Below are 17,387 nucleotides of genomic sequence, written 5' to 3'. Positions count from 1 at the left end.
GGCGCTGTTCTGCCATCGCGCGGATGTTACGACAAGTCACGCCGCATCAGAAGCGCGTTCAAATGTTCCCCACCGGGCTGCTTGTAATAGCGCTCGCGCCGGCCAATCACGCCGAATCCGGCCTTTTCATAGAGCCGTCGCGCCGGCTCATTATTTTCTTCCACCTCGAGGAAGATGGTGCGGACGCCACGGCCGGCAAGATGACCGAGATGGGTCAGCAGCAGAATGCGTGACAGCCCGCGGCCCCGCTGGCCGGCATCGATCGCGATCGAGAGGATTTCCGCTTCGTCCGCCGCCATGCGCGAGACGGCGAAGCCGATGATCTTGCGTCCCTGCCGCAGGCGGTGCACCAGGGTGTTGCGCTCGGTCAGCATCGTCTCGAACTCGCCTTCGCCCCAGCCGCGGTGAAACGAGGCGCCGTGCAATTGCGCCAGCCGCGCCGCGTCGCGCAATGTCGCGGGCTCGACCGTGGGCGTAGCGCCGCCCCACCATCGCGAAAGCCAGGAGATCATGTGGTCGACGGTTGCGCGCTGAGCGGGAGTTGATCCCGCGGCGGCTTTGCGTCGGGCGCGCGCAGATAGAACGGCCGCGGCGGCGCGCTCTCCGGATCGATGGCGGCGCCGACCCAGGCGACCCAGGTGATGTCGGGCGCGGATTGCGGATCGACCCTGAACGGCGGCACAGCGTCGGCCGGCCAGCGCTCGGCGAGGATCTTTGCCGCGTTGCCGACCAGATGCAGCGCGCCGAGGCTGGCGGCCTCGAGCGCCTCCGCGATCGGCGCCACCTTCGGCTTGATCAGCGGACTGCCGTCGCCGCCCACCACCTGGAAATAGACGTGATCGTGCCGCGCATCGATCGCCGACAGGATCGGATGCTCGCCATTCTCGGCGACCACGGGTGCGGCGTAAGCGGCGAGCGTGGTCAGCCCGACAATCGGCTTCTCCGCGGCAAGCGCAATGCCGCGCGCAGCCGAGAGGCCGACGCGCAGGCCGGTGAAGCTGCCGGGACCGGTGGTGACGGCGATGCGGTCGAGAGCGGTGAAGGCGATGCCGCTGTCCTTCATCAAGCGCGCGATCAGCGGCATCAGCGCCTCGGCGTGGCCGCGCTGCATCGCCTGCGATTCGATGGCGATGGTTGTGCCGGCGGCAGTGTCGAGCACGGCCGCGGAGCAGGCGTCGAGCGCGGTGTCGATGGCGAGGATCAGCATGGGGCGAACGTCACAGCGAATGGAATGTCAGGCTCAATTCCGGTTCGCCGGCTCACTGTTCTTTCCCCTCGTAGGGTGGGCAAAGGCGCACCGCGCCCTGCCCACCATCGTCTTTGCAATGTCGGAGGTGGGCGCGCTTCGTCTTGCCCACCCCCCAGATTACATCGGCCGAACTTCCTGCACGTCGGGCACGAAGTGCCGGAGCAGGTTCTGGATTCCGTGCTGCAGCGTGGCGGTCGATGACGGGCAGCCCGAGCAGGCGCCCCTCATGTTGAGATACACGATACCGTCCTTGAAGCCGCGGAAGGTGATGTCGCCGCCGTCATTGGCGACCGCGGGCCGCACGCGGGTTTCGATCAGGTCCTTGATCTGCGCGACGGTCTCGGCGTCTTCCTCGTTGAAGAACTCGCCTTTCTCATCGCTGATATCGTCGCCGCCGGCGGTGCCATCGGCGAGCAGCGGCGCACCCGACATGTAGTGCTCCATGATCGCGCCGAGGATCGCGGGCTTGAGGTGCTGCCAGTCGCCGTCCGCCTTTGTCACCGTGACGAAGTCGGCGCCATAGAACACGCCGGTGACGCCTGCTACGGCGAACAGCCGTTCGGCGAGCGGCGAGCGCGCGGCCGATTCCGGTGAGGAAAATTCCATGGTGCCGTTCTCGAGCACCATGCGGCCCGGAATGAACTTCAAGGTGGCGGGATTGGGCGTGGCTTCGGTCTGAATGAACATCTGCTGTCTCCGGCGTCGCCGGTTCAAGGCCGGCGCGTTGGGTTCCATTATAGCGTTTTCGCGCGAAGTGGTACCGGTTCGCCAAAGAAAACGCGTCAAATCAAGGATTAAGATGGCAACCCGGCAGGCGCCGATCAAGACGCAGGGCTGCGGTTCCAGCCCTGCGCCAATGGCCTAGGACAGGGCGTCGATGTCGGGATCGGACAGGCCGCCGGGCACGATGGTGACCGGAATCGGGAACGCGCCCATGGTCTTGGCCATGGTGGTGATGATCGGCCCGGGTCCCTCCGGGCCCGGATTAGCGGCCAGCACCAGCATCGCGATATCGACGTCCTTGTCGATCACGTCGATGATCTGCTCGATCGGATCGCCCTCGCGAATCACCCGCTCCGGGGTGATAGCGGCAATCCCGTTGGCCCGGCCGGCGGCGCGGTCGAGCGCCTCGTTGGCGGCCTCCGTGGCTTCCGCGCGCATGATGTCGGCGACACCGAGCCATTGCTGGTTCTGGTCCTCGGTCTCGATCACCCGCAGCATCACCACGCCGCCGCCGACGCGCTTCGCCCATCGGCTGGCATAATAGACGGCGCGGTCCCATTCCGCGGTGTCGTCGACGATGACCAGGCATTTCGGCTGGTGGCCCGTCTCGTAGCTTCGTCGCTGGGTGGTCATGCATGTCCCGGTGCTGAACCAAACCGATGCATGCTGCCACACTCCCTCTCCGTTTGGGAGAGGGCGCCGCGGTTCCTGTTCGCCGCGTCGCGTCAGCGCTGGCGGATGAAGCCGACGATGTCCTTGGTCAAGCGCATGGTCTCGTCGGCGATGACGCGGGCGCGGTTGGCGCCGTCGGCCAGGATCGCGTCGACATGGCCGGGATCGGCGACCAGCTTCTTCATCTCGGCCGCGATCGGCGCCAGTTTGGTGACGCAAACCTCGACGAGTGCGTTCTTGAAGCTTGAGAACTGCCCGCCGCCGAACTGCTTCAGCACGTCCTGCTTCGTAATGCCGGCCAGCGCCGCGTAGATGCCGACGAGATTGTCTGCCTCGGGGCGTGTCTCCAGGCCCTTCTCCTCGGTGGGCAGCGGTTCCGGATCGGTCTTCGCCTTGCGGATCTTCTGCGCGATGGTGTCGGCATCGTCGGTGAGGTTGATGCGCGAATTGTCCGACGCATCAGACTTCGACATCTTCTTGGTGCCGTCGCGCAAGGACATCACCCGCGTCGCGGGTCCCGTGATCAGCGGCTCGGGCTGCGGAAAGAACAGGCCGTCGGCAAACCCATGACCACGAATTGAATCACCGAAGTCGTTGTTGAACTTCTGCGCGATGTCGCGGGACAGCTCCAGATGCTGCTTCTGGTCCTCGCCGACCGGCACGTGGGTCGCGCGGTAGAGCAGGATGTCGGCGGCCATCAGCACCGGATAGTCGTAGAGGCCGACGGACGCGTTCTCGCGGTCCTTGCCGGCCTTCTCCTTGAACTGGGTCATGCGGTTCAGCCAGCCGATCCGCGCGACGCAGTTGAAGATCCAGGTCAGCTCGGCGTGGCCGGCGATCTGGCTCTGGTTGAACACGATGTGCTTCTTCGGATCGATCCCTGCGGCGATGAAGGCCGCGGTCACCTCGCGCGTGTTGCGTGCGAGCTCAGTAGGGCCGCCCCACACGTCGACGCCTTGCGTGATCGCGTGCATGTCGACGACGCAATAGATGCAGTTGTGCGTCTGCTGCATCTTCACGAAGTTGACGATCGCGCCGAGGTAGTTGCCGAGGTGCAGATTGCCCGTCGGCTGGACGCCTGAGAAAACCCGTTCAACGAACGCCATGGTCTCAATTCCCGGAAATGGCTGCTTTGGAGCGCTTTCGAGCGAAGTGGGCACCGGTTCGCGTCAAGAAAACGCGTCGAACCAAGAGTCTAGAGCCCCGTTCCGATTCCATCGGAACGGAACAGGCTCCAGCGGCGTCGTTTGCCATTTAAGCCTCGCGCGCGCAAGTCAGGCGGGGCGCTTTTGCCTGACGGCGTTAACCACCTCGCGCCAACCGGTCACGCCGAAAAGCCGCAAAAACAGCCCGTAACTCGCCATGCCGACGGCGATCAACAGTAGGAGGGACACCGCCTGCGCGGAATCATGCGCGCCGGCGGCCGGCAGGGCGTCTTCCGCAAGCCACAGCACCGCGCCCATCACGAGCGCCGCGGCGAGGATGCGCGGCAGGCGGCGGCGCGCATCGGCATCGATCGAGAAGCCGAAGCTTGCCGCACCGTTCCGGATCAGCGTCAGCGCGTTGCTCCAGGCGCCGAGCGCGATGCCGGCGGCGATCCCGTTGGCGCCGAAGAAATGCCCGAGCAGGAAGGCGGCGGCGATCGCGACCACGATCGCCCTCAGCGTCGCGACGAGCGGCGTCAGCGTGTCCTCGCGGGCAAAAAACGCCGGCGACAACGCCTTCACCAGCACATGCGCCGGCAAGGCGAGCGCGAGCCAGATCAGGGCCTGCGCAGTCGCCGCGGTGTCGTCGGCCGTGAATGCGCCGCGCTCGAACAGGATGCGGGCGATCGGCTGGCTCAGCACCATCAGGCCGAGCGTGGCCGGGAAGGCCAACCCGACCGCAAGCTCGAGGCCGCGCGATTCCGCATGCGCGATTGCTGTGTACTCGCCGCTCCGCACCGCGCGGGTCATCTCCGGCACCAGCACGGTGCCCATCGCGACGCCGACAATGCCGAGCGGCAGCTCGAGCAGGCGGTTGGCGAAATACAGCCATGACACCGCCGACGGCGATGTCGAGGCGATCACCGCGCCCGCCACGACAAGCCATTGCGGCGCGCTGCTCGCGACCATGCCGGGCACCGCGCGCCCGAGGAAGCCGCGCATCTCATTGTCGAAGGAGACGCGGAGCGGTGAGGCGGCCTGGCCGCCGCGCAAGACCAGCATCGAGAGTTGCAGGAAGCCGGCGACGCCGACCGTCGCCGCCATGACCTGCGCGGCCTGAACCGGATCCTGTTGCCGCACCAGCAGCACGGCCATCACCGCGATCAGCGCGATGTTGAACAGCAGCGGCGAGAACGCCGTCAGCGCGAAGCGGCCCTGCGCGTTGAGCAGCGCCATCATGACGGTGACGGGTCCGGCGAAGGCGAGATAGGGCAGCATCAGCCGCGCGTCGTCGACGGCGAATTGCAGCGCGCCGCGGCCGACAAAGCCCGGCGCGATCACCGTGATCACCAGCGGCATCAGCACGCCGAGCACGAGCGCGGCCGCGATCACCGCGGCGCTCACGGTGCCGAGCACGCGGCCGGCAAAGGCGGCCGCCGCCGCCGTGCCATCGCGCTCGCGAATCTTGAGCCAGGCCGGCACCAGCGCGGCGTTCAGGCCGCCCTCGGACAACAGGCGCCGCACCACGTTGACAAGTTGGAACGCCGCCAGAAAGGCGTCCGCCACGGGGCCTGCGCCGAGCAGCGCCGCGATCACGGAATCGCGCACGAAACCGAGCAGCCGCGAGGCCAGCGTTCCCGAGGAGACCGTGAGGAAGGAGCGGATCATGCGGCCTCTATAGCAGCCGCGCGTGCCGCTGCCAGCGGCAGTCTACCAAACCCGTACCCTGAGGAGCGCACCCTTGCGCGCGTCTCGAAGGGTCGACGGCCACCAACGGGGCCGTTCATCCTTCGAGGCTCGCCCAGCGGCGCAACTGCGCCGCAAGGCTCGCACCTTCAGGATGACGGTGCAATGGCGTGGCTTGCTGCCGTCGGGCGTAACGTGATAGGCCGCAGCCTTTCGTGGGTACCCGTCAAACAGGGCAGGTCAATGGCTGACGCAAAATATGACGTTCTCGGGATCGGCAATGCGATCTTTGACGTGCTGGTGCAGACCGACGAGGCATTCCTCGCCCGTCACGGCATGACCAAGGGCTCGATGCAGCTGATCGACGAAGCCCGTGCCACCGCGATCTACAGCGACATGGGCCAGGCGACCGAGATGTCGGGCGGCTCCGCTGCCAACACCATCGTCGGCGTCGGCAATCTCGGCGCGCGCGCGGCCTATGTCGGCAAGGTCAAGGACGACCAGATTGGAAAGCTCTACATCCACGACATCCGCGCCGCAGGCGTAACCTTCGACACCAGGCCGGCCACGGACGGGCCTGCCACCGGCTGCTCCTACATTCTCGTCACGCCGGATGGCGAGCGCACCATGAACACCTATCTCGGCGCGGCGCAGGACCTGACGCCCGACGATATCGATCCGGCGCAGATCGAAGCGGCGAGCATCATCTATCTCGAGGGCTATCTCTGGGACCCGAAGAACGCCAAGGATGCCTTCGTCAAGGCGGCGACCATCGCGCATGGCGCGGGCCGCCAGGTCGCGCTGACACTGTCTGATTCGTTCTGCGTCGATCGCTACCGCGACGAATTCCTCGAGCTGATGCGCAAGGGCACGGTGGACCTGGTGTTCTCTAACGAGGCGGAGCTGCACTCGCTGTACCAGACCTCGGATTTCGACACGGCGCTGCAGCAGTTCGGCAAGGACACCAAGCTCGGCGTCGTCACCCGCAGCGAGAAGGGCTGTGTCGTGGTCTCAAAGGATGGCGTGACGGCGGCGCCGGCCTATCCGATCGACAGGCTCGTCGACACCACCGGCGCCGGCGATCTGTTCGCCGCCGGCTTCCTGGTCGGCCTCGTGCGCAACGCCGGATATGAGAATGCCGGCCGCCTCGGCTCGCTCGCGGCCGCCGAAGTGATCCAGCACATCGGGGCGCGGCCGCTGGTGTCGCTGAAGGAGCTCGCGAAGCAGAAGGGCTTGCCGGTGTAAGGCGAGATCTTCCTTCACCTTTCCCGCTTGCGGGGGAGGTCGACGCGCGAAGGGCGGCGGGTTGGGGCTCTCTCCGCAAAGTGACTCGTGGTGACACCCCACCCCGGCCCTCCTCCGCAAGCGGGAGAGGGGGAAGAGGACTACATCACGCCGTCTTCGCCGCCTTCAGCCCGAGCCGCTTCTCGACCGACTCGCGCATCACGAACTTCTGGATCTTGCCGGTCACCGTCATCGGGAATTCGTCGACGAACTCGACGTAGCGCGGGATCTTGTTGTGCGCGATCTGGCCCTGGCAGAACGCGCGCACCTCGGCCGCGGTGAGCGTCTCGCCCTGCCGGATCCTGATCCAGGCGCACAGCTCCTCGCCATATCGGTCGTCGGCGACGCCGAAGATCTGCACGTCCTGGATCTTCGGATGGCGGTAGAGGAATTCCTCGATCTCCCTTGGATAGAGGTTCTCGCCGCCGCGGATCACCATGTCCTTGATGCGGCCGACGATGTTGCAATAGCCCTCGTCGTCGATCACGGCGAGGTCGCCGGTGTGCATCCAGCCGTTGGCGTCGAGCACGTCTGATGTCTTCTCCTTCTCGTCCCAATAGCCGAGCATCACGCTGTAACCGCGGGTGCAGAGCTCGCCGCGTTCGCCGCGCGGCACCACCTTGCCGTCGAGATCGACGATCTTGACCTCGACATGCGGAAGGATGCGTCCGACGGTTGAGACGCGGCGCTCCAGGGGATCGTCGGTCGCGCTCTGGAAGCTCACCGGGCTGGTCTCGGTCATGCCGTAGGCGATCGTCACCTCGCGCATGTTCATCTCGGTGTTGACGCGCTTCATCACCTCGATCGGGCAGGGCGCGCCGGCCATGATACCGGTACGCAGCGACGACAGATCGAAGCGCGAGAACTCGGGATGGTCGAGTTCGGCGATGAACATGGTCGGCACGCCGTACACCGCCGTGCACTTCTCCTGCGCGAGGGTCGTCAGCGTCGCCAGCGGATCGAATCCCTCGCCGGGATAGACCATGGTGGTGCCGAGCGTGACGGAGGCGAGGTTGCCCATCACCATGCCGAAGCAGTGGTAAAGCGGCACCGGAATGCAAAGGCGGTCCTTCTCGGTGAGGCGCATCGCGCGGCCGACGAAGTAGCCGTTGTTGAGGATGTTGTGGTGGGTCAGCGTCACGCCCTTGGGCGAGCCCGTGGTGCCGCTGGTGAACTGGATGTTGACGGGATCGTCGAACTGCAGGCTCTCGGCCAGCGCCGCGAGCTGCTCGCGATGGCGCGGGCCGCCCATCCGGGTCACCTCGTCGAATGGAATCGCGCCCGGCGCCGCCGGGCCTCCGATCTGGATCACCGCGCGCAATTGCGGCAGCCGTGCCGATTGCAGGCGGCCGGGCTCGGAGCGCGCAAGCTCGGGCAGCAGCGTGTTCAGCATCTCGATATAGGCCGAGGTCTTGAACGCGGTTGCCGTCACGATGGCGGCGCATCCGACCTTGCCAAGCGCAAATTCGAGTTCGCTCAGGCGATAGGCGGGGTTGATTGTGACAAGGATCAACCCTGCCTTCGCGGCGGCGAATTGCGTCAGCGCCCATTCCGGCCGGTTCAGCGACCAGATGCCGATCCGCTCGCCGCGCTCCAGTCCGAGGGCGAGGAAACCTGCGGCCAACGCCTCGACCCGCTCGGCGAATTCGTTCCAGGTCCAGCGCACATTGTGGCTTGGCGAGACCAGCGCCTCGCGATTGCCCCAGCGCTCGCGTGCGCGGTCGAGGCTGCGGCCGATGGTTTCGCCGAGCAGCGGCGTATCGGAAATGCCGCAAACATAACTGTCCGTCCTGGGTGCCAAGACTGTCCTCCTCCTGATCGCGTTTCACGTCGCGTTTTGCGCGATCTTAGTCCTTTGGCGCCGGCCGGACACGCCCGACCTATGGCGGGTATTGCAAGGTCCTCCGACTGAGGAGGACTTTAGAGCAGCGGGCTCCGATTCACCTCGCCCCGCTTGCGGGGAGAGGCATCGGCCGCCTTCGGCGGCCGTTTCTTGAGAACGCCGAGATCAAGCCTCGGCAATGACGCATCACGAGATGCGTTCCGGGTGAGGGGGTGCAGGTCCCTCAATCGTCAGCGCTCGCGGAGAGAGCCCCTCACCCCAACCTCTCCCCGTAAGGACGGGGAGAGGGAGCTTGGTCCCGTCGCGGTCGCCTCAAGCCGCCTTCTGCCCACTGCCGACATCGAGCCCGGCATAGATGCCGCGCTCGAAGCCCGTGAAGGCTTCCAGGCACTGCTTGTCAGCGAACGGCAACAGCTGCATCAGGATCACGCCGCAGACGTCGCGCGACGGATCGATCCAGAAATAGGTGTTGGCAAGGCCCGCCCAGGCGAGGCTGCCGGCGCTGCGGCCTTCCGGCGTCTTGGCGGTGTTGATGAGGAAGCTCAAGCCCCACTTCTTCACCATGTCGGGATAGAGATCGACGTCGTTGGTGTACATCGGCGCCGCCGTCGTCATCTTGCCGACGCTGAGCTCGCCGATGTGGTTCTGCCCCATCATCGCGACGGTCTCGGGCTTCAGCAACTGGTTGCCGTTGCCTTTGCCCTTGTTGAGGATCATCTGGCAGAACTTGATGTAGTCGTCGGCGGTCGAATAGAGCCCGCCGCCGCCCATGTGGAATTCAGGATTCTGCTCGAGCTCGAACGGAATCGCGGTCAGCGTGCCGTCCTCGCCGCGGGCATGCATGCCGACCAGCCGCTTGCGCATGTCGTCTGATATCTTGAAGGCGGTGTCGTTCATGCCGAGTGGCGCGAACATGTGGTCGCGCAAGTAAGCATCGAGCTTCTTGCCGCTCACGGCCTCCACCGCCTTGCCGACGAAGTCGATATTGGTGCCGTATTCCCAGCGCGTACCGGGATCGCTTGCGATCGGCGTCTTCAGCGCGGCGTTCTGGCAGGTGGTTATTCCGGGAGTGCCGGTCTTTTCCAGATACCTCGCCTTGTCACCGTTCCACAGCTCGTAGCAGAAGCCGGCGGTGTGGGTCATGAGCTGGCGCAGCGTGATCGGCCCCTTCGCCGGCCGCAGCTTCGGCTCGCCGCTGGCGTCGAAGCCTTCGAGCACCTGTGGTGCGGCGAGGTCGGGCAACAGCTTGCCGATCGGCTCGTCAAGCGACAGCTTGCCCTGTTCGACGAGCTGCATCGCGCCCGCTGTTGTCACGGCCTTGGTCATCGAGGCGATCCAGAACACGCTGTCGGCGGTCATGGCATCGTCCTTGGACAGGTCGCGTTTGCCGAACGCACCTTCATAGATCACGTCCTTGCCCGTTGCCGCGACCGCGACAACACCGGGTATCTCCTTTGCGTCGCTCTTCTGACGCAGAAGCTGATCGATCTGAGCCTTGCCTTGCATTGGGATGTTCCTCCGGTGGGTTATTGTTTTGGAGTGCGGGGATCATCCACCCGCTTTTGGAGCCCCGCAAGCAGGGCGCGGGGCCCTGACGTCGCGATCTCGTGATGGCCGCGCGGTGGGGGCGGCCTTGCACAGGGCCTGCGCGCAACCGACGTCCATCACGCGCGGAGATTTTGCGGAAGCCTTTGCCTCAACCCTGATGATCCCTCGGGAACACCCACGGGAACGTGATGGCGTGGTCGATTTTCATTGATGAAGTTTTACACTAACGCATTCAGATCACTGCACAAACGTGCAGCAAACCGGGATGATTTGACGAAAAATGGTCGTCGCTTTTGAGGTCGCAGGGACGCTGCAATGATTTCGACGTGGAGTGAATGGAAGCGTTATCCGCGGCCCGGACGTGGCGAGAATATCGAGGCGCCGATCAGCCCCGGCCTCTATGAAGTCCGCTACGCTGGTACCGGTGCACTGCACTCGTTCGAGGCGGTCGAGAATGTCGCGCAGGCGTTGGCGCTGTTGCGGACCGGCTCGAAATCCTGGTTCGGCCGGCGCGACACGAAGGCGCAGGCCGACCTCGAATATCGCACCTGCGCAACCTCGACCAAGGCGGATGCCAAGGCCGCAGCCCAGCGCATGACCGGCCGCCGCGAGACCTATATGAGCGGCGCGGCCTAACGAGCCAACAACCTCAAATGAGCGCGACTTCGGCACCGCATTTGTGCGCACGCAGAGCCGCGTCGCGGACAATGCATCGCGGTGCGTTTCGGCCTATATAGGCGGCGAATCCCCTTCAGAGGAGTAACGCCATGACCCCGCCCGTTGCCGCACGCGCTTCGCAATCCGCAGCATCCCTCCATGACCGGCTGAAGGATCCGTCGCTGCTGCGCGACCGCTGCTATATCGACGGCGCCTGGGTCGGCACGCCGGAATTCGCCACCAACAATCCGGCCACCGGCGCGGAACTCATCAAGATCCCGCAGCTCAGCGCGGCCGATGCGACCAAGGCCGTCGAAGCCGCCGAGCGCGCATTTCCGGCCTGGGCCAAGCTGACCGCCAAGCAGCGCTCCAATATTTTGCGCAAATGGTTCGACCTGATCATCGCCAATCGCGAGGATCTCGCGCTGATCCTCACCTCCGAACAGGGCAAGCCGCTGGCCGAGGCGCTCGGCGAGGTTGATATCGGCGCGGCCTATGTCGAATTCTTCGCCGAAGAGGCGCGCCGTGTCTATGGCGAGACCATCCCGACCCAGCGGCCGGATGCCCGCTTGTTGGCGATCAAGCAGCCGATCGGCGTTTGCGGCGCCATCACGCCGTGGAATTTCCCGAACTCGATGATCACCCGCAAGGTGTCGCCGGCGCTGGCCGCGGGCTGCACGGTCGTGCTGAAGCCCGCCAACGAGACGCCGCTATCCGCGCTCGCGCTCGCCGCGCTTGCCGAGAAGGCCGGCGTGCCGAAGGGCGTGTTCAATATCATCACCGGCGACGCGCCGCCGATCGGCAAGGTGCTGTGCGAGCATCCGGCGGTGCGCTTCGTCGGCTTCACCGGTTCGACCGAGGTCGGCAAGATCCTGTACCGGCAGGCGTCGGTCGGCGTGAAGAAGCTTGGCCTCGAGCTCGGCGGCAACGCGCCCTTCGTGGTGTTCGATGATGCGGATATCGACGCCGCCGTCGAGGGCGCCATCGTCTCCAAGTACCGCAACATGGGCCAGACCTGCGTCTGCGCCAACCGTCTCTACGCGCAGGACAAGATCTACGACGAGTTCGTGCAGAAGCTGTCGAAGAAGGTCGCCGCCATGAAGATCGGCGACGGCACCGAGCAAGGCGTGGTGCAGGGTCCGCTGATCAACATGGAGGCGGTCGAGAAGGTCGAACGGCATATTGCGGACGCGGTGAAGGGCGGCGCCAGGGTCGTGACCGGCGGCAAGCGCGCCGCGCTCGGCCGCAGTTTCTTCGAGCCGACCGTGCTGTCCGACGTGAAGCCGGACGCGCTGGTGGCGCGTGAGGAAACCTTCGGGCCGCTCGCGCCGGTGATCCGCTTCAAGGACGAAGCCGACGTGATCGCGATGTGCAATGCCTCGCCGTTCGGCCTCGCCTCCTATTTCTATTCGCGTGACATCGGCCGCGTCTGGCGCGTCGTCGAGGCGCTGGAGTCGGGCATGGTCGGCGTCAACTCCGGCCTGATCACCACCGAAGTCGCCCCCTTCGGCGGCGTGAAGGAAAGCGGCCTCGGCCGCGAAGGCTCGCGTCACGGCATGGAAGAGTATGTCGAGATCAAATACGTGATGATGGCGGGGGTCTGATCGCCAGTATTATCTTCTCGCTCGAGCCCGGCTCCGATTGAATCAGAGCCGGGCTTTTTGCTCGTGTCACACGCCCTTGTCGTTTGGATTGGCGATGGCGTCCTTCAGCGGCGCGGTCATCGGGAAATTCAGGTTCACGTTCTTGGGCGGGATCGGACGCGTGAACCACTTCGCGTAGAGCTCCTGGAACTCGTTGTCCTTCATCATGTCGGTCAGCGTCCTGTCGACCAGCGCCTTGAACTCCGGGTCGCCCTTGCGAATGATCAGCCCGTAAGGTTCGGTGCGCAGGCTGTCGTCGATGATGCGCCAGTCGGACGGATTGGCGCTGCCCGCGATCAGGCTGGCGAGCAGGATGTCGTCCATGATGAAGGCTTCGCTGCGTCCCGTCGTCAGCGCAAGGAACGATGCGCCATGATCCGGTGTGAGGATATTCTTGGTCTGGAAGTTCTTCTGCTGGGCGCGTGCACGGAGCAGGCCGATCGAGGTTGAGCCCGACGTCAGCGAGACCGGCCGGCCGCTCAGATCCTCGAATGTCTTGATCGGCGAATCCTTGCGCACCACGGCGCGGATGCTCGACACGAAGATGGTGTCGCTGAACGCCACCACCTTCTGCCGCTCCAGGGTGTTGGTCGCGGGACCGCAGACGATGTCGATAGTCCCGTTCTCGATCAGCGGAATTTGCGTCGAGAGCTGGATCGGCTGCTGCCTGGTCTGCAGCGACGGCATTACGGCGGCTACTATCCGATGACCAAGGAGAACTGGCCGCTGATCGGCGCCGCGGCAACGCCCGGCGTGTTCTTGGCCACCGCGCTGTCCGGTTGCGGAACGATGGGCGCCTGCGCCACGGGCGACCTCTGCGCCCGCGCCGTCGTTGGCGCGCCGGTGCCGCCATTCGCGCGCAGCCTGTCGCTGGCGCGCTATGACGACAAGGCGCTGATGCAACAACTCGAGGCGAGCGCCAGCCGCGGCCTGCTGTAGCGTATCCACACTCTCGCTCCACCTCTCCCGCTTGCGGGGTCGAGACGAGCGAAGCTCGCTCTTAGGTCGGCGCGCTTAGCGCGCCGGGTGGGGGTTCCCTCCAGTTAGCGACTCGCGGTGAGACCCCCACCCCATCCCTCCCCCGCAAGCGAGAGAGGGAGCCGAAACCCCGCGCGACCGTCCATTGCGTTGCTCTCAAGGTTCTCACCGCCGCAGCACCGCGATGGTGCGGTTGGCGAAGGACAGCCGCTCCGCCATTACGGAGACGAAATATGTCAACAGCTTCTGGCTGAGCTCTGGATCTTCGTCCCTGATCGCCGCGAACTGGTGGGTGTTCAGCACGTAAAGCACGCTGGCCACTTCGGCCTGGATGGTCGCGCTGCGCGGCGCCTGCGAGACCAAGCCCATCTCGCCGATCGTGGTGTAGCGGCCGAGGCTGCGCACCCGCGTAGTGCGCTGCTCCTCGGCGGGCACCACCACGCCGACGCGGCCGTCGAGGATGAAATGCATCGAATCCGCGGCCTCACCGGCGCGCACGATGACCTCGCCGGCATCCACCTCGATGCGCTGGCAGCGGCGGATCAGTTCGTCGGCGTCGCGCTCGTGGCCGAGGATCCGCGTGAACCAGCCGCGCAGGTCGGCCTCCTCCTGCGCCAGCCCCTGATGCTGCCTGATGATCTCGTTCTCGCACCATTCCAGCGCATGATCGAGCTCGTCGATCACGGTGACGCCCTCGGTGAGGAAATCACTGGAGCGCAGCACCTTCTCCGCCGCGGCCGACAGGTGCACCAGTACCAGCTCCACGCCGACATCGTGCGCGCTGCGCCTGATCTGCGCGAAGCTGTATGCCGCCGATGAATCGATGCCGGTGACGAGCTTGAAATCGAACAGGAGGTAGCGGCACTCCGGACGCTCGCTCAGCAGCGCCTTGACGTGCTGGTAAAGCCGGTTGGCGGAACCGAAGAACAGGTAGCTCTGCAGGTTCAAGCCCTGGATCATGCCGCCATGCGTCAGCAGCACCTCCTGATCGTCGCGCGACCGGTCGAGCGAGCTGCGATATTCCGAGCCGTCGAAGCTGTACTTGATCGCCTCGATCCGCGCGGCGCTCAGTGCAAAGGTCGCGCAGCCGATGATGATGCCGATCAGAATGCCCGGCACGAATCCCCAGGTGACGATGATGGCGATGATCGCGAGCAGCGAGACGTACTCGGTCTTCGACAGCCGCTTGCGCGACTCGACGATCCATTTGTGGAGGTGGTCCGCGCCGAGATAGATCAGCAACCCGCCGAGCACGAATTTCGGGATGTAGCCGAGCAACTCGGGCGCGACCGCCAGCATCACGAGCGACACCGCGGCCGCCGTCAGGCCGGACAGCCGGCCCCGTCCGCCGCTTGAGAAATTGAGCACCGAGCGGCTGACCGAGATGCAGCCGGCATAGCCGGCCAGCGCGCCGGTGAGGATATTGGCGAAGCCGGTGATGTTCAGTTCGCGCTCCAGATTGGCCTCGCGATGGGTGGCAACCTCGATGCCGGTGGTGTTGAACAGCGTGCTCGCCGCGGTGACGAACACGACGGCGATCAGATTGCCGAGCAGATCCGGAACTGCCGACCACGGGTAATGGACGAGCTCGGCGGCGTGCCAGGGCAGCATGAAGGCCGAAGGCGGCGGTGGTGCGAAGGTCCAGCCGGTCGCGCGAGCTTCTTCAGGCGAGATGCCGATGATCCAGAACACCAGGTGCGCGGCGATCACGCCGCCGATCAGGATGACCGGCAGGCCGAACGGCGTCCGCGAGCGATGCCAGGTCAGGTACAGCACCAGCGCCATGGCGCAGGCCGCGCTTAGTTGCGAGATCGTGACGGTGTTCATGAAATGGAGGAGGGTGCCGGGCTGCAGCGGATGCCCCGTGATCACCCTGACGGCGCCGAGCACGATCAAAAGTCCGGTCGCGCCGAGGAAGCCGCCGACCACCGGATAGGGCACGTAGCGGATCGCGCGGCCCATCCGCGTGAGCCCGAGGCCGCACAGCATGAGACCGGTGACAATGGTCGAGAGGCCGAGCGTGATCAGCACCGGCGCGAGCAGCGGCGCGGCCGGGTTCGTCGCGGCGATGCGCTCGACCAGCGAGGCCATCAGGATGCTTGTTACAGCGGCGGTGGAGCTGTCGGGGCCGGCGATCGCAAAGGGCAGCGAGCTGCCCAGGCCGATGCAAGCCGCAAGCACCGCCGAGCTGATGAAGGTCGCGGCGACGCCGTAGGACAGATAGGGCGAGAGCGGTCCGGCGAAGATCAGCAGCGCGTAGGACAGCCCGAACGTGATGCCGAGGATGCTGGCGGCGCTGCCACCGAGAACGTCATTGATGGCCCGCTGTGCCCGCGAGCCGAAATAAAGCGATCGACTAATCACGAAAAGTAAGCCCCGAAATTCCGCGGTCAGTCGTAGACGACCGCGGCGCGGGCCGACAACAGGATTTTTGTGACAAGGTTTCTCAACACGTGCTCTACCCTTTACCTCTCCCCTTGCAAGGCAGGGCTATCGCATATGCGGCTCGTGCCGTGGTTTCGAAGTGCCTTTTGCGTTGGATCCCTCCACAAACTCGTCATGCCCGGCCTTGGGCCGGGCACCCACGTCTTGGCTTCTCGGTGAAAAAGACGTGGATGGCCGGGACAAGCCCGGCCATGACGAATCTGGAAACGTCAGCACACAAGCTCGCCGGTGCCATATGCGATAGCCCTGCCTTGTAGGAGGAGAGGCGAGGTTGAGTCTGCGGGAACGATCTCGGGCTCAGCCGTTCCGGCCCTCATTGCCGAACGCGCCGTGACGTCCAACGCCTGACGCAAAGCGCGTCGCGCCGAAAAGCGTTTCGCCCGAGGCGATCACCTCGAGCCCGCCGCGCATCTCGTTCCTGATCGCGTCCTCCTCCTCGAGATCCCATTGGTGCAGCGCCGACAGCCGGTCGGCGCGCAGGCATGTCTGCGGGAACCGGGCGATGTCCTTCGCGAGCGCGATCGCGTGCGCGCGGGCCTCACCCTTCGGCACCAGCCGGTTCGCCAGCCCCATGCGATGGGCCTCAGGTCCACCGACCGGGCGTCCGGTGAGGATCAGGTCGATCGCCTGCGAATGTCCGATCAGCCGCGGCAGGCGGATGGTGCCGAGGTCGATCAGCGGCACGCCGAAGCGGCGGCAGAAGATGCCGAAGGTCGCGTCCTCGGCGACCACGCGCATGTCGGCCCATAGCGCCAGCTCCATGCCGCCGGCGACCGCAAAGCCCTCCACCGCCGCGATCACCGGCTTCGAGAGCCGCAGCCGGCTCGGCCCCATCGGCGCAATCGTGTTGTGGCCGCCGATCTCGCGCTTCTTGTTGGGATCGCCGGTCGCCACGGCCCTCAGGTCCGCGCCGGCGCAGAAATAGCCGCCGATGCCGGTGAACACCGCGACCGATGCGCTGGCATCGGCGTCGAACGCCAGGAACGCGTCATAGAGCTTGCGCGCGGTGGCGCCGTCGACGGCGTTGCGGCAATGCGGACGGTTGATGGAGATGATGGTGATCGGACCATCGCGCTCGATGAGCACGGTATCGGCATCAGACATGGGGCGCTCCCTTGGGTCAGTTCTTGGGACGATTCTTGTTTAGAGCCCAAGCCTAGCGTTCCCCGTCCGGCGATGCCATCGCGAACGAAGGCGACGCGGATGGTCGGGTCGCCGATCGCCTCATACGCATCCTCAAAACGGACCCGGCGGGTGATCACATGGTTGCCGCCGACATAGGTCAGTTGCCGCATCGTGAACACCTCCGTGTGCGCGGAGAGTGCAGGGATGCGGACGATCGGACAAAAGGTATGTCTTCAAGTGTGGTGAATTGAATTCACCTAAAACCTGCTCCGCCGTCATTGCGAGGAGCGTAAGCGACGAAGCAATCCATCTCTCCACGCGCGCGGATCCATGGATTGCTTCGCGGAGCCCGTCATCGGGCGCGCATGCGCGCGACCCGTTGGCTCGTG

The 17,387-nt window shown here is 65.4% G+C and carries 15 protein-coding genes; 4 read left to right on the top strand and 11 right to left on the bottom strand.

The features are described from left to right. Positions 1-26: 26 nt before the first annotated feature. From rimI to murJ, 6 genes are all read right to left on the bottom strand, one after another. Complete coding sequence (rimI, locus tag MTX19_RS00155; RefSeq protein WP_280981947.1) at positions 27-512, bottom strand: ribosomal protein S18-alanine N-acetyltransferase; 486 nt, start codon at positions 510-512, stop codon at positions 27-29. Beyond that, complete coding sequence (gene tsaB / locus MTX19_RS00150; protein ID WP_280985784.1) at positions 509-1,207, bottom strand: tRNA (adenosine(37)-N6)-threonylcarbamoyltransferase complex dimerization subunit type 1 TsaB; 699 nt, start codon at positions 1,205-1,207, stop codon at positions 509-511. Before tsaB ends, rimI begins: the two co-directional genes overlap by 4 nt. Before the next feature lie 159 nt (positions 1,208-1,366). Beyond that, entirely contained in the window at positions 1,367-1,936 is a 570-nt protein-coding gene (locus MTX19_RS00145) for a NifU family protein (protein WP_280981946.1), read from the bottom strand. Between the two features lie 174 nt (positions 1,937-2,110). Then, entirely contained in the window at positions 2,111-2,605 is a 495-nt protein-coding gene (locus MTX19_RS00140; protein ID WP_280981945.1) for a universal stress protein, read from the bottom strand. A gap of 92 nt (positions 2,606-2,697) precedes the next feature. After that, on the bottom strand, positions 2,698-3,750 hold the full coding sequence (gene trpS, locus MTX19_RS00135; protein ID WP_280981944.1) for a tryptophan--tRNA ligase: 1,053 nt from the start codon (positions 3,748-3,750) through the stop codon (positions 2,698-2,700). Positions 3,751-3,918: 168 nt separating this feature from the next. Continuing rightward, positions 3,919-5,457, bottom strand: a complete 1,539-nt coding sequence (gene murJ, locus MTX19_RS00130; protein ID WP_280985783.1) for a murein biosynthesis integral membrane protein MurJ — start codon at positions 5,455-5,457, stop codon at positions 3,919-3,921. Positions 5,458-5,718: 261 nt separating this feature from the next. On the opposite strand from murJ, the gene MTX19_RS00125 reads away from it, so the two are divergent. Next, on the top strand, positions 5,719-6,720 hold the full coding sequence (locus MTX19_RS00125; protein WP_280981943.1) for an adenosine kinase: 1,002 nt from the start codon (positions 5,719-5,721) through the stop codon (positions 6,718-6,720). Between the two features lie 145 nt (positions 6,721-6,865). Here the strand turns inward: MTX19_RS00125 and MTX19_RS00120 are convergent, their stop codons facing one another. Next, positions 6,866-8,560: an AMP-binding protein gene (locus MTX19_RS00120; protein WP_280981942.1), complete on the bottom strand. Its 1,695-nt coding sequence runs from the start codon at positions 8,558-8,560 to the stop codon at positions 6,866-6,868. 354 nt (positions 8,561-8,914) lie between these two features. Beyond that, positions 8,915-10,108 carry a serine hydrolase domain-containing protein gene (locus tag MTX19_RS00115; protein ID WP_280981941.1) on the bottom strand — a complete coding sequence of 398 codons (1,194 nt, stop codon included), beginning with the start codon at positions 10,106-10,108 and terminating at the stop codon, positions 8,915-8,917. Between the two features lie 357 nt (positions 10,109-10,465). On the opposite strand from MTX19_RS00115, the gene MTX19_RS00110 reads away from it, so the two are divergent. Continuing rightward, a complete protein-coding gene (locus MTX19_RS00110) occupies positions 10,466-10,786 on the top strand; it encodes a hypothetical protein (RefSeq protein WP_280981940.1) in 321 nt (106 codons plus the stop codon). Positions 10,787-10,917: 131 nt separating this feature from the next. After that, positions 10,918-12,411 (top strand): NAD-dependent succinate-semialdehyde dehydrogenase, encoded by a 1,494-nt coding sequence (locus MTX19_RS00105; RefSeq protein WP_280981939.1) that lies wholly within the window; start codon positions 10,918-10,920, stop codon positions 12,409-12,411. A 66-nt stretch (positions 12,412-12,477) separates the two neighbouring features. Here the strand turns inward: MTX19_RS00105 and MTX19_RS00100 are convergent, their stop codons facing one another. Further along, the gene (locus MTX19_RS00100; RefSeq protein ID WP_280981938.1) at positions 12,478-13,137 is read right to left on the bottom strand and encodes a transporter substrate-binding domain-containing protein; all 660 of its coding nucleotides are present in this window, start codon (positions 13,135-13,137) and stop codon (positions 12,478-12,480) included. Here MTX19_RS00100 and MTX19_RS00095 point away from each other — a divergent pair. Next, positions 13,090-13,389 (top strand): FAD-dependent oxidoreductase, encoded by a 300-nt coding sequence (locus MTX19_RS00095; RefSeq protein ID WP_280981937.1) that lies wholly within the window; start codon positions 13,090-13,092, stop codon positions 13,387-13,389. The two genes, MTX19_RS00100 and MTX19_RS00095, sit on opposite strands and share 48 nt — an antisense overlap. A gap of 204 nt (positions 13,390-13,593) precedes the next feature. On the opposite strand, the gene MTX19_RS00090 is transcribed toward MTX19_RS00095, so the two are convergent. Together MTX19_RS00090 and MTX19_RS00085 are read right to left on the bottom strand one after the other, a co-directional pair. Then, positions 13,594-15,792, bottom strand: a complete 2,199-nt coding sequence (locus tag MTX19_RS00090) for a SulP family inorganic anion transporter (protein ID WP_280981936.1) — start codon at positions 15,790-15,792, stop codon at positions 13,594-13,596. Between the two features lie 378 nt (positions 15,793-16,170). Next, a complete protein-coding gene (locus tag MTX19_RS00085; protein WP_280981935.1) occupies positions 16,171-16,977 on the bottom strand; it encodes a crotonase/enoyl-CoA hydratase family protein in 807 nt (268 codons plus the stop codon). Positions 16,978-17,387 lie beyond the last annotated feature (410 nt).

Source organism: Bradyrhizobium sp. ISRA464, from assembly GCF_029910095.1.
Taxonomy (GTDB): domain Bacteria; phylum Pseudomonadota; class Alphaproteobacteria; order Rhizobiales; family Xanthobacteraceae; genus Bradyrhizobium.
This window is presented reverse-complemented; position numbering and strand designations above follow the sequence as displayed.